We start from the raw sequence: 11,969 nt of genomic DNA on the forward strand, positions 1-11,969 counted from the left end.
GTTCCGCCGCCCCGTGTCGGCGGTGCCGGGCCGCGCCCCTTTGCCGTGCCCCCACTCTCCCGTTCACACCGGCCGCCGCCCATCCGCGCGCGTACTCATCTCGCGACCTGAGTACGGATACTCAGGTGCCCGTACGCGACCCCACGCCCGCGGGCCGGATTGTCAGTGGCGGTCGCTAAAGTCGCAGGCATGGCACGGATTGCGGTGATCGGCGCCGGGATGGGCGCGATGGCGGCCGCTGCCCGGCTGGCCGTCGCGGGCCACCGGGTGGCGGTGTACGAACGGACGGAGACGTACGGCGGCGCGGTGCGCCGGTTCGAGCGGGACGGGTTCGCCTTCGACACCGGCCCGGGACTGCTGACACTGCCGGCCGTGTACCGCGATCTGTTCGTCAAGACCGGCAAGGAGCCGCTGGAGGACCGGGTCGAGCTGGTCCAGGTCGACCCCTCCGCCCGGCATGTCTTCGCGGACGGCACCGAGGTGTCGCTGCCGAACGCCTCGCGCGCGGGCGTGGTCGCGGCCCTGGACGAGGCCCTGGGTGCGGGGGCGGGCGAGCGCTGGGGCGCGTTCCTGGGGCGGGCCCGGGAGGCCTGGGACCGCACGCGCCGGCCCCTGCTGGAGGAGCCGCTGTGGCCCAACTGGCAGGTGCTGGCCGAGAAGGAGCCGTATCCGGCCGTCCCGCACCGGCGCCTGCTGCGCACCCGGTCCGCGCGCACGCTGTCCGAGATCGGCTCCCTCGAACTGCGTGACGAGCGCCTGGCGGCTCTGCTGGAGAGTTCCGCACTCGCCTACGGCCTCGATCCGCGGACCGCCCCGGCGAGCGCGGCCGTGCTGCCCTACATGGAGCACGCCTTCGGCACCTGGTATGTGCGCGGCGGCATCCGGGAGTTGGCGCGCGCGGTGTACGAGCGGTGCGTGCAGCGGCGGGTCGAGTTCGTCTTCGGCGCGGAGGTCGTACGGATCCTGGAGAAGGACGGCCGTGCGGCGGGCGTGGAGTTGAGGGACAGGACAGTGGCCGAGGCGGACTTCGTGGTCGCCGGTGTCGCCCCGGACGTCCTCGGCCGGTTCGTCACGGGCACGGCCCGGCGCGGTGACCGCGAGGTCGCGCCACAGCGCGGGATGCCGAGCCGGCTCACGGTGCTGCTGGCGCTGCGCGGCGAGCGGCCGCCCGGTGCGGCCCACCGGACCGTGGTGCATGCGGAAGACCCGCAGACCGAGCGGGAGCTGCTGTTCGGCGGCTCGGGCGGGATGGCGGCACGCCCGACCGTCACGGTGCTGCGGCCCGACGACGAGGCGCTGGTACCGGACGCCGCCCATGAGTCGGTCGTCCTGTCCTCGGTGGTCCCCGCCCTGCCCCGGGAGGAGGGCCGGACCGGGCGGGCGGTCTTCGACCACCACGCCGAGGCCATGATCGAGGCGGCCGGGCGGGCCGTACCCGGACTGCGGGACCGCATCCTCTGGAAGGAGGTGCGCACCCCCGCGGCCGTCGAGGAGGCCACGGGCGCGGCGGGCGGCGCGATTCCGGCCCCGGCGCTCGCGGCCGGCGCCGGACGTCTGCTGCACCCGGGCAACAGCACCGGGCTGGCCGGCCTCTTCGCCGTCGGCGGCTGGTCGCACCCCGGTGGTGGCCTGCCGCACGCGGGCATGTCCGGCGCGCTGGTGGCGGGGCTGATCGTGGAGGGGCCGGAGTTCCGCGGCTCCCAGTGAGCGGGCCCGCCCGGGGCGCTCGGGCTTCAGAAACGGTACTGCTCGTCGTATCCGGCACCGGGCTGCGGCTGCTGCGGGTGTCCCTGGCCCTGGTACGGGTAGGGCTGCTCCTGCGGGAGTTCGCCGCCGTAGGTCTCGTCGGTGCGCTGCTGCGGTACCCACACCCCGCCCGCCGGGGTCTCGCCGTAGCCGCCGCCGGCGTACGGGTCCTGGGTGTAGCCCTGCTGGCCGTACTGCCCGGAGTAGCCGGTGTCGTACGCGCCGCCGCCGTAGGGCTGGCTTCCGATGTACGGGTCGGAGTAGTTGGCGTAGGCCTGCTGGCCACCGGGGTCGTAGCCGTAGCCCTGCTGGCCGTAGCCCGAGTAGTCGTAGGCGTAGCCCTGCTCGGTGCCCTGGGCCTGGGTGGCGCCCGCGTAGGCGGTGTCGCCGTAGACGCCGTAGGAGCCGGTGTCCTCGGGCAGGGGCTGCGGCTCGTAGACGGCGGTGGTCTCGGCGGCGGAGGGGTCCCCGGGACGGGCCGCCGGGGTGAAGACGTCGTCGCGGTCGTAGTCGTCGTAGTCGCCGTGGCCCTGCGGGTGGACGGCCTGGCCAAGGTCCCGGTCGTCGTCCGGACCGCCGGTCTCCAGGTCGGGGGCCTCGGACTCCGGGGCGTGCCGGTCCGCCTTGCCGCGGCGGCGCTTGCTGGTGCCGCCGGTCTCCGCGTCGGGGCGCTTGACCGCCCAGCCCGCGGCGAAGCCGCGGCGGAACGAGAGCGTGACATAGGTCTGCCCGATCGCGAAGGCGATCGCGCCGACGCCGATCACGATCACGGACGGCATCAGCACACCGACCACGACACCGAGGAAGCCGGCGAACGCGAGCAGCCGCCAGCGCAGACGCGCCTTGTACTGCAGCAGCACCTCGCCCAGCAACCACAGTGCGACGATGCCGAACGCGATGTAGAGGACCGTCCAGCCCATGTACGCCCCTCTCCCAGTGACCGCTACGCAGTGTGTCGTACCGCGGTGCGGCGGGTCTAGGCCTGCGGGGGGTGGTGCAGGCCCAGGTTCTCGTAGATTTCCAGCGTCGCCGTGGAGTTGTTGAGCGTGATGAAGTGCAGTCCGGGCACTCCCTCGGCGAGCAGCCGAGCGCAGAACTCCGTGGCGAAGTCGATACCGATGGAGCGTACCGCCGCCGGATCGTCCTTCGCTGTGAGGATCCGCTCTTTCAGGGCGTCCGGGAAGACGGCGTTGCTGAGCTTGGGCAACCGTTCCAGCATCTTCACGCTGGTGACCGGCAGAACTTCCGGGATCACCGGGGTGTCACAGCCCGCGGCCTCCACACGGTCGCGCAGCCTCAGATACGACTCCGGCTGGAAGAACATCTGTGTGATGGCGTAGTCGGCGCCCGCACGGCACTTGTCCACGAAGTGGGCGACGTCGGTGTCCCAGTCCATGGAGCGAGGGTGCATCTCGGGGAACGCGGCGACGCCCACGCAGAAGTCGCCCGACTCCTTGATGAGCCGGACGAGCTCGGCGGCATAGGTCAGGCCCCGCGGGTGCGGGACCCACTGGCCCATCGGGTCGCCGGGCGGGTCGCCGCGCACGGCGAGCATGTTGCGGATCCCCGCGTCCGCGTACTGGCCGATGATGTTGCGCAGCTCGGCGATGGAGTGGTCGACCGCGGTGAGGTGGGCGACGGGGGTGAGCGTGGTGTCGGCGACGATCTGCTGGGTCTCCTTGACCGTGCCGGCGCGGGTGGAACCGCCGGCGCCGTAGGTCACGGAGACGAAGTCGGGCGCGACCGCCTCGACCCGCCGGAGCGCGCTCCACAGGTTCCGCTCGCCCTTGGGGGTCTTCGGTGCCGAGAACTCGAACGAGTACGTCGTCTTGCCGGTGGCGAGGATGTCGCGCACGGTGCGTGCGCGATCAGTCCTGGTGGATGCGGTTCCGAGGGCCATACGGGCAGGTTAGCCAGGGGTGGGCGGTCCCCCAACCGAATGCCGGAAATTTGCCCGAATTGTCGTTCTCCTGTCCACCCCTTGGACAGGAATGTGGACAGGCCGGTGGACAGGCCGGTGGACACGAAGAGGGACGGGAGGCGGGCGGCGGGCGCCGCTAGGCCTGCCGCAGCCGCTTCGCGAACTCCGCGGCGGCCGCTCCCGGATCGTCGGCCTCGGTGATCGCGCGCACGACGACCACCCGCCGGGCGCCCGCGTCCAGCACCTGGTCGAGGGTGGACAGGTCGATGCCGCCGATCGCGAACCAGGGGCGGTCGGTGCCCAGGCCGGCGGTGTACCGGACCAGGTCGAGGCCCGGGGCGTGGCGGCCGGGCTTGGTGGGGGTGGGCCAGCAGGGGCCGGTGCAGAAGTAGTCCACGCCGTCCTGCGCGGCGGCCGCGGCGGCCTCGGACTCGGCGTGCGTGGAGCGGCCGATCAGCACCTCCTCGCCGAGGACGGCGCGGGCCGCGGGGACCGGCAGGTCGCCCTGGCCGAGGTGCAGCACGTCGGCGCGGGCCGCGTGGGCGACGTCCGCGCGGTCGTTCACCGCGAGGAGCTTGCCGTGCCGGGCGCAGGCGTCCGCGAAGACCTGCAGGTGTTCCAGTTCCTCGGCGGCCTCCAGGCCCTTGTCGCGCAGCTGGACGATGTCGACACCGCCGGCCAGGACCGCGTCCAGGAACGCGGGCAGGTCCCCCTGGCGCTTGCGCGCGTCCGTGCAGAGGTACAGACGGGCGTCGGCGAGCGCGGCGCGTGCGGTGTCGGACATGCGTGGTCCCCCTGAAGGGTGTGTGGGCGGCCGGCGCGGCCGGCGTACGGGGCACGACGGCCCCCGTACGCCACCGCGCGTGCTGCGGGTCGGCTCAGACGGCGAGCGCCTGGGCCCGGCGCTTCACCTCCGTGCCGCGATTCTCGCTCAGGGCCTGCGCGGGGGTGCCGGGCAGGGTCGGGTCGGGGGTGAAGAGCCACTCGATCATCTCTTCGACCGTGAAGCCGTCGTCCCGCAGGAGCGTCAGGGTTCCGGACAGGCCCTTGACGACCTTGTCCCCGTCGATGAAGGCGGCGGGGACGTGCAGCGCGCGGTTCTCACCTCGGCGTACGGCGATGAGCTGGCCCTCCTTGACCAGCTGCCGCACGCGCGTCACCTCGACGCCGAGCTGTTCGGCGATGTCGGGGAGGGTGAGCCAGGCGGGGACGAGAGCATCAATCTTTGCGTCAATCTCGGTCACGGCACCAAGGGTAGGCGCTCCGCCGGTTCGCTCGCGATGTCGAGTGCCGGGATGTGTCGTCGGTCGGTGCGGCGCCGTCGTGGCTGGTCGCGCACTTCCTCGCGCCCCCTAGGGAGCCGCGGTCGCGTCCTTCAAGGGGCGCGCCGGGTCTGCCAGGGCCTCCGCGTCCATGCTCCGGCCCGCCTCGATCAGCCTCCGCCCCTGGGCCAGGTCGCGCGGGCGGCCGACGGCCAGCAGAGCTACAAGGCGGTCCCCGCGCAGCCAGCACACCGACCAGGCGGGGCCCTGCGGGTCGCCGCGCCAGACCATGCGGTCGGCGCCGGCGTGGTGGCCTGCGTACTGCACGAAGCGGCCGAACTGCTCGGACCAGAAGTACGGGACCGGGTCGTAGACCGCCGGGGTCTCGCCGAGGATGTTGGCGGCGACCGTGCGCGGGCCCTGCAGGGCGTTGTCCCAGTGGTGGACGAGCAGCCGTTCGCCGTAGCGGGCGGAGGGGAAGGACGCGCAGTCGCCGACGGCGTACACGTCCTCGACCGAGGTGCGCAGACGGTCGTCGGCGAGGACGTCCCCGTGCGGGCCCAGCTCGATGCCGGAGCCGGCCAGCCAGGCGGTGGCGGGGCGGGCGCCGATGCCGACGACGACGGCGCCCGCGGGCAGCCGGGTGCCGTCGGTGAGGACGACCGCGCCGGGCTCGACGCGCTCCACGCGCGCGTGCGTGCGGAGGTCGGCGCCGGCGTCGGCGTACCAGGCGGCCATCGGGGCGGCGACCTCGGCGGGCAGGGCGCCGGCGAGCGGGCGGCCGGCGGCCTCCACGACGGTCACCGCGCAGCCGGCCTCCCGGGCGGCCGTGGCGAACTCGGCACCGATCCAGCCGGCGCCGACGACCACGATCTCGTGCTGCCGGGCGAGCACCGGCCGCAGCCGTTCGGCGTCGTCCAGGGTGCGCAGCAGATGCACGCCCGGCACGCCCTCGGTGCCGGGCAGGGTGATCGGTTCGGCGCCGGCGGCGAGGACCAGGACGTCGTAGGGCACCGGGCCCGCCTCGGTGTCCAGCTCGTGCGCGGCGGGGCGCACGCCCAGTACCTCGCAGCCGAGCCGCAGCTCGACGCCGAGCGACTCGAAGTCCACGTCGAAGGCGGAGTCCTCGGCCTTGCCGAGCAGGACGGCCTTGGACAGCGGCGGCCGGTCGTACGGCTGGTGGGGTTCGGCGCCGATGAGGGTGACGGTGCCCTTGAAGCCCTGTTCACGCAGGGCGACCGCGGTCTGCACCCCGGCCATGCCGGCGCCGACGACGACCACGCGCCGCCCCTGTGACGTGCCCTCTTGTGCTGTCTGCTCGCTCACCCGATCACCATAGACAGTGACGGAGCGTCAGTCAGCGGGCGTGCTCGGTGACCTGTTCCACAACACTGGTGCCGGAGCCCGGCCGGGACTCCCACTCCCAGGTCTCCTCCAGCCGCACCCGCCCGTCCGGCAGCTCGACGACCGTGGACACACAGTGCCCGGAGGCGGTCGTCCCGTCGGTCCTCAGCTGGACGTAGCGGAAGTCCAGCCGGTCGCCCTCCCGGGTGCCGACCAGATGGCCGCGTACGACATCGCCGCCCGCGTACTCGGCCCAGATCTCGCCGTCCTTCTCGTGGTAGGCGAACCGGGTGTGGGTGCCCACCTGACCTGGGGCTTGGTCCGCCACGGGGGCGAGGATCAGTCCGTCGAGCGACTGGGGCACGGTCAGGGGCTCCCTTACGAGTGACGAGCGCGGCGGGCTAGGGTGGCCACCGTACAAGCACTCGCGGGAGCCCGGACGCACCGGGCTGAGAGGGAGGCTGGCGGCCTCCGACCGTACGAACCTGATCCGGGTCATGCCGGCGAAGGGAGGGGCTGGACGCCCATGTCGTCACGTACGTCCGATACGTCCGATGTCCTCGTCATCGGGGGCGGCATCATCGGCCTGGTCACGGCCTGGCGCGCGGCGCAGCGCGGGCTCGCCACGGCCGTGGTGGACCCCGAGCCCGGCGGCGGGGCCGCGCGCGTCGCGGCGGGGATGCTGGCCGCGGTCACGGAACTGCACTACGGCGAGGAGAGGTTGCTCGCCCTGAACCTGGAATCGGCCCGCCGCTACCCGGACTTCGCGGCCGAGCTGACCGAGCTGACCGGCCACGACCTCGGCTATCGCCGCTGCGGCACCCTCGCGGTCGCGCTCGACGCCGACGACCGCGCCCACCTGCGTGAACTCCACGCCCTGCAGCAGCGCTCGGGCCTGGACTCGGAGTGGCTGTCCGGGCGGGAGTGCCGGCGCCTGGAACCGATGCTGGCGCCCGGGGTGCGCGGCGGGCTGCGGGTCGACGGCGACCACCAGATCGACCCGCGCCGGCTGGCGGCGGCCCTGGTGACCGCGTGCGAGCGGACCGGGGTGGTGTTCCACCGGGCGTGGGCCGAGCGGCTGGACGTCGTACGGGACCGGGCCGCCGGGGTCACCACGGCGGACGGCACCGGGCTGCGCGCCGGCCAGGTCGTCCTCGCGGCCGGGAGCATGAGCGGACGGCTCGCGGGCGTGCCCGAGGCGCTGCTGCCGCCGGTGCGGCCGGTGAAGGGGCAGGTGCTGCGGCTGACGGTGCCGCGCCGGTACGCGCCGTTCCTCAGCCGCACCGTACGGGCCGTCGTCCGCGGCAGCCATGTCTATCTGGTGCCCCGAGAGAACGGCGAACTGGTCGTCGGCGCCACCAGCGAGGAGCTGGGCTGGGACACGACCGTCACCGCGGGCGGGGTGTACGAGCTGCTGCGCGACGCCCATGAGCTGGTGCCGGGCATCACCGAACTGCCGCTCACCGAGACCCTGGCCGGGCTGCGCCCCGGCTCCCCCGACAACGCGCCGCTGCTCGGCCCGTCCGGGCTCGACGGGCTGCTGCTGGCCACCGGGCACTACCGCAACGGGGTGCTGCTCACGCCGGTCACCGGCGATGTGCTGGCCCAGCTGCTGACCGAGGGCCGACTGCCGGAAACGGCCCGTCCGTTCACGCCGCGGCGCTTCGGCGCCGCCGTCCTCATGGAGCAGCCCGCATGAGCATCTCCGTCACCCTTTCCATCTCCGTCAACGGGGAGCGCCGGGAGATCGTCCCGGGTACCGCCCTCGACACCGTCGTACGGTCCCTGGTCCCGGCGCCCTCCGGGGTGGCCGCCGCCGTCAACGAGACCGTCGTCCCGCGCGCGCAGTGGGCGGCCACGGCGCTGGCCGAGGGCGACCGGGTCGAAGTCCTCACCGCGGTCCAGGGGGGCTGAGCCATGGCCGACGATCCTCTGGTTCTCGGGGGTACGACCTTCTCCTCCCGGCTGATCATGGGTACGGGCGGAGCGCCCAGCCTGGAGGTGCTGGAGCGGGCCCTGGTCGCCTCCGGTACGGAGCTGACGACGGTCGCCATGCGGCGGGTGGACCCGTCCGTGCACGGCTCGGTGCTGTCGGTGCTGGAGAAGCTGGGCATCCGGGTCCTGCCGAACACGGCGGGCTGTTTCACCGCGGGCGAGGCCGTGCTGACCGCGCGGCTGGCACGGGAGGCGCTGGGCACGGACCTGGTCAAGCTGGAGGTCATCGCCGACGAGCGGACGCTGCTGCCGGATCCGGTGGAGCTGCTGGAGGCGGCCGAGACGCTGGTCGACGACGGGTTCACGGTGCTGCCGTACACCAATGACGATCCGGTGCTGGCGCGGAAGCTGGAGGACGTCGGGTGTGCGGCGGTGATGCCGCTGGGGTCGCCGATCGGGTCCGGCCTCGGGATCCGCAACCCCCACAACTTCCAGCTGATCGTCGAGCACGCGCGTGTGCCGGTGATCCTGGACGCGGGGGCCGGGACGGCATCGGACGCCGCGCTGGCCATGGAGCTGGGGTGTGCCGGGGTGATGCTGGCCTCCGCGGTGACGCGGGCGCAGGAGCCGGAGCTGATGGCGACCGCGATGCGGCACGCGGTGGAGGGGGGCCGGCTGGCCCGGCTGGCCGGGCGGATCCCGCGCAGGCACTTCGCGGAGGCCTCCTCCCCGACGGAGGGGCGCGCCCACCTGGATCCCGAACGTCCGGCCTTCTGATCGCGGCCGAGTCACAGCTGTGCTGCATTCCGTCCCCGGAACAACACGGCGTGCGGCACCGCCGGCCGGCCCTCGTAGACTCCCCTGCGTGGATACGACCCTTCAGGACCCCCTCGTCGGGCAGGTGCTCGACGGCCGTTATCGCGTCGACGCACGGATCGCGGTCGGCGGGATGGCCACGGTCTACCGGGCCCTGGACACCCGCCTGGACCGCGTTCTCGCGCTGAAGGTGATGCACCCGACGCTCGCGTCCGACGGATCGTTCGTGGAGCGGTTCATCCGGGAGGCGAAGTCCGTCGCGCGGCTGGCGCACCCGAACGTGGTGCAGGTCTTCGACCAGGGGACCGACGGGTCGTACGTGTACCTGGCGATGGAGTACGTCGCCGGCTGCACCCTGCGGGACGTGCTGCGCGAGCGGGGCGCGCTGCAGCCGCGGGCGGCGCTGGACATCCTGGAGCCGGTGCTGGCCGCGCTGGGTGCCGCGCACCGGGCCGGGTTCGTGCACCGGGACATGAAGCCCGAGAACGTGCTGATAGGGGACGACGGCCGGGTCAAGGTCGCCGACTTCGGGCTGGTGCGGTCCGTGGACACGGTGACCAGCACGACCGGCGCCGTCCTCGGGACCGTGTCGTATCTCGCACCCGAGCAGATCGAGCAGGGCACCGCCGATCCCCGGGTCGACGTCTACGCCTGCGGTGTCGTGCTCTACGAGATGCTGACCGGCGCGAAGCCGCACTCCGGGGACTCCCCCGCGCAGGTGCTCTACCAGCACATCCACGAGGACGTGCCGCCGCCCTCGGCTCTGGTGCCGGGTCTGCCGTACGAGCTGGACGAGCTGGTCGCGTCGGCGACCGCCCGCACCCCGGACCTCCGGCCGTACGACGCCGTGGCGCTGCTGGCGCAGCTGCGCGAGGCGCGCGGGGGGCTGAGCGACGGGCAGCTGGACGCGGTGCCGCCGCAGGCGCTCACCGCGGAGCACGACAACGCCGAGGACCGCACGAGCGTGATCCCGCGCGCGCTGACGTCCCCCACGCTCGGCTCCGCTCGCGCGGGGGGACCCCCCTCGCGCCCGCTGTCCGTGAACGAGGACGGGCCCGCGGTCCGGCACACCAGCCGGCTGCAGGCACCGCCGGCACGCCCCCGGCGGTCGAGGCGCCTGGTACTGACGATCGTCGCCGCCGTGCTGGCGGTGTTCGGCGTGGGCGCCGGGGTCTGGTACATCAACTCCGGCCAGTTCACGAAGGTCCCGCCGCTGCTGTCGAAGACCGAGGCGCAGGCGCGGCACCGGCTGGAGGCGGCCGGGCTCGAGGTCGGGCAGGTCAAGCGCGCGTACGACGACACGGTCCAGCGCGGCACGGTCATAGGCACCGACCCGGCGCCCGGCGCCCGGATCCGCGACCACGACGCGGTGACGCTGACCGTCTCCCTCGGCCCGGAGACGGTCAACGTGCCGGACGTCTCGGGCCGCCCGCTGGCCGAGGCGCGGACGCGGCTGAAGGCGGACGGGCTGGAGCCGGGCATGGTCACCCGGGAGTTCAGCGAGGACGTCGCCAAGGGCTCCGTGATCGCCACGACCCCGAAGGCGGGCACCAAGCGGCACGCCGGCTCGGCGATCGCGCTGACCGTCAGCAAGGGCAGCCCGATCGACGTGCCGGACGTCACCGGGGACGACGTGGACGAGGCCAAGCAGGAACTGACGGACGCCGGGCTGAAGGTCGTGATCGCCCCGGTGCAGGTCAACTCCGACGTCGACAAGGGCAAGGTGGCCCGGCAGAGCCCGGGTGACGGCGGTCAGGCCGCCGAGGGCGACACGGTGACGCTGACCCTGTCCAAGGGTCCGCAGATGATCGAGGTGCCGGACGTGACCGGTGACAGCGTGGACGACGCCCACAAGGCGCTGGAGGGTGCCGGCTTCAAGGTGGACGAGGACCGCGGACTGCTCGGACTGTTCGGCGACACCGTGAAGAAGCAGTCGGTGGAGGGCGGCAGCACGGCGCCCAAGGGGTCGACCATCACGATCACCATCCGGTGACCGGGGGTCACCGGGGACCGTGGTCCGGCGGCCGGGGCGGGCATGACACCCTGAACGGGTGAGTCCCGTTCAGCCCGCGTCCTTCCCCTCGCCGCCTGCCCGCAACCCCGTCGGCGGTCATGTCCCCGTGGCCGGTGGCCTGCACTCCGTGGGGCTGTCGTACGCCCGTGAGCTGCGGGCGGAGACCGTGCAGGTGTTCGTGGCCAATCCGCGCGGCTGGGCCACGCCCGCCGGGAACCCGCGGCAGGACGAGGCGTTCCGGCAGGAGTGCGCCGAGCGGTCGGTCCCGGCGTACGTGCACGCCCCGTACCTGATCAACTTCGGCTCGCACACCGAGGCGACTGTGGAGCGGTCGGTGGAGTCGCTCAGGCACTCGCTGCGGCGCGGGCGGGAGATCGGTGCGCTGGGTGTGGTCGTGCACACCGGGAGCGCGACCGGCGGGCGGGCCCGGGACGTGGCCCTGAAGCAGGTGCGCGAGCACATGCTGCCGCTGCTGGACGAGCTGACCCACGACGACGATCCGTTCCTGCTGCTGGAGTCGACCGCCGGACAGGGCGCCTCGCTGTGCTCCCGCACCTGGGACTTCGGCCCGTACTTCGAGGCGCTGGACGCCCATCCGAAGCTCGGCGTGTGCCTGGACACCTGCCACGTCTTCGCCGCCGGGCACGACCTGACCGGTCCGAGCGGCATGCACCGGACGCTCGACCTGCTGGTCGACACCGTCGGCGCGGGCCGGCTGAAGCTGATCCACGCGAACGACTCCAAGGACGTCGTCGGCGCGCACAAGGACCGGCACGAGAACATCGGTGCCGGTCACATCGGCGAGGATCCCTTCCGCGCCCTGATGACCCATCCGGCGACCGCGGGCGTCCCGCTGGTCATCGAGACGCCGGGCGGCAGGGAGGGGCACGCGGCGGACGTGGAGCGGCTGAAGAGGCTCAGGGACGGCTGA

12 protein-coding genes and 1 riboswitch are annotated in these 11,969 nt (G+C 73.4%); of the genes, 6 read left to right on the plus strand and 6 right to left on the minus strand.

Annotation, left to right across the window (positions count from 1 at the left end):
- The first annotated feature begins 189 nt into the window (after positions 1–189).
- Positions 190–1,707, plus strand: coding sequence for a phytoene desaturase family protein (locus ACWC94_RS13255; protein ID WP_450796627.1), 1,518 nt, complete (start codon positions 190–192; stop codon positions 1,705–1,707).
- A 26-nt stretch (positions 1,708–1,733) separates the two neighbouring features.
- On the opposite strand, the gene ACWC94_RS13260 is transcribed toward ACWC94_RS13255, so the two are convergent.
- From ACWC94_RS13260 to ACWC94_RS13285, 6 genes are all read right to left on the minus strand, one after another.
- A complete protein-coding gene (locus ACWC94_RS13260) occupies positions 1,734–2,666 on the minus strand; it encodes an SCO2102 family sporulation regulator (RefSeq protein WP_450796628.1) in 933 nt (310 codons plus the stop codon).
- Between the two features lie 56 nt (positions 2,667–2,722).
- On the minus strand, positions 2,723–3,646 hold the full coding sequence (gene metF, locus ACWC94_RS13265) for a methylenetetrahydrofolate reductase [NAD(P)H] (RefSeq protein ID WP_450796629.1): 924 nt from the start codon (positions 3,644–3,646) through the stop codon (positions 2,723–2,725).
- 157 nt (positions 3,647–3,803) lie between these two features.
- Positions 3,804–4,451, minus strand: coding sequence for a thiamine phosphate synthase (thiE, locus tag ACWC94_RS13270; protein ID WP_450796630.1), 648 nt, complete (start codon positions 4,449–4,451; stop codon positions 3,804–3,806).
- Between the two features lie 94 nt (positions 4,452–4,545).
- Positions 4,546–4,911 carry an Rv2175c family DNA-binding protein gene (locus ACWC94_RS13275; RefSeq protein WP_055707421.1) on the minus strand — a complete coding sequence of 122 codons (366 nt, stop codon included), beginning with the start codon at positions 4,909–4,911 and terminating at the stop codon, positions 4,546–4,548.
- Between the two features lie 108 nt (positions 4,912–5,019).
- The gene (locus tag ACWC94_RS13280; RefSeq protein WP_450796631.1) at positions 5,020–6,255 is read right to left on the minus strand and encodes an NAD(P)/FAD-dependent oxidoreductase; all 1,236 of its coding nucleotides are present in this window, start codon (positions 6,253–6,255) and stop codon (positions 5,020–5,022) included.
- 31 nt (positions 6,256–6,286) lie between these two features.
- Complete coding sequence (locus ACWC94_RS13285; protein ID WP_450796632.1) at positions 6,287–6,637, minus strand: hypothetical protein; 351 nt, start codon at positions 6,635–6,637, stop codon at positions 6,287–6,289.
- 53 nt (positions 6,638–6,690) lie between these two features.
- Positions 6,691–6,802, plus strand: a riboswitch (TPP riboswitch).
- Between ACWC94_RS13285 and thiO the strand changes: the two genes are divergently transcribed.
- The 5 genes from thiO (at position 6,800) to ACWC94_RS13310 (ending at position 11,969) form a co-directional block, all read left to right on the plus strand.
- Positions 6,800–7,972, plus strand: coding sequence for a glycine oxidase ThiO (gene thiO, locus ACWC94_RS13290; RefSeq protein ID WP_450796633.1), 1,173 nt, complete (start codon positions 6,800–6,802; stop codon positions 7,970–7,972). It overlaps the preceding riboswitch by 3 nt.
- Positions 7,969–8,187: a sulfur carrier protein ThiS gene (thiS, locus tag ACWC94_RS13295; protein WP_450796634.1), complete on the plus strand. Its 219-nt coding sequence runs from the start codon at positions 7,969–7,971 to the stop codon at positions 8,185–8,187. Before thiO ends, thiS begins: the two co-directional genes overlap by 4 nt.
- Before the next feature lie 3 nt (positions 8,188–8,190).
- Positions 8,191–8,985: a thiazole synthase gene (locus ACWC94_RS13300; protein ID WP_450796635.1), complete on the plus strand. Its 795-nt coding sequence runs from the start codon at positions 8,191–8,193 to the stop codon at positions 8,983–8,985.
- Between the two features lie 88 nt (positions 8,986–9,073).
- A complete protein-coding gene (gene pknB, locus ACWC94_RS13305) occupies positions 9,074–11,017 on the plus strand; it encodes a Stk1 family PASTA domain-containing Ser/Thr kinase (RefSeq protein WP_450796636.1) in 1,944 nt (647 codons plus the stop codon).
- Positions 11,018–11,075: 58 nt separating this feature from the next.
- A complete protein-coding gene (locus ACWC94_RS13310; RefSeq protein ID WP_450796637.1) occupies positions 11,076–11,969 on the plus strand; it encodes a deoxyribonuclease IV in 894 nt (297 codons plus the stop codon).

It is taken from the genome of Streptomyces sp. NPDC001135 (assembly GCF_053598395.1).

What these genes read in the sequence shown, in the direction of transcription:
- ACWC94_RS13260 (WP_450796628.1), bottom strand. Translation starts at nt 2,666, where the DNA reads ATGGGCTGGACGGTCCTCTACATCGCGTTCGGCATCGTCGCACTGTGG.
- thiE (WP_450796630.1), bottom strand. Translation starts at nt 4,451, where the DNA reads ATGTCCGACACCGCACGCGCCGCGCTCGCCGACGCCCGTCTGTACCTC.
- thiS (WP_450796634.1), top strand. Translation starts at nt 7,969, where the DNA reads ATGAGCATCTCCGTCACCCTTTCCATCTCCGTCAACGGGGAGCGCCGG.
- ACWC94_RS13255 (WP_450796627.1), top strand. Translation starts at nt 190, where the DNA reads ATGGCACGGATTGCGGTGATCGGCGCCGGGATGGGCGCGATGGCGGCC.
- thiO (WP_450796633.1), top strand. Translation starts at nt 6,800, where the DNA reads ATGTCGTCACGTACGTCCGATACGTCCGATGTCCTCGTCATCGGGGGC.
- metF (WP_450796629.1), bottom strand. Translation starts at nt 3,646, where the DNA reads ATGGCCCTCGGAACCGCATCCACCAGGACTGATCGCGCACGCACCGTG.
- ACWC94_RS13300 (WP_450796635.1), top strand. Translation starts at nt 8,191, where the DNA reads ATGGCCGACGATCCTCTGGTTCTCGGGGGTACGACCTTCTCCTCCCGG.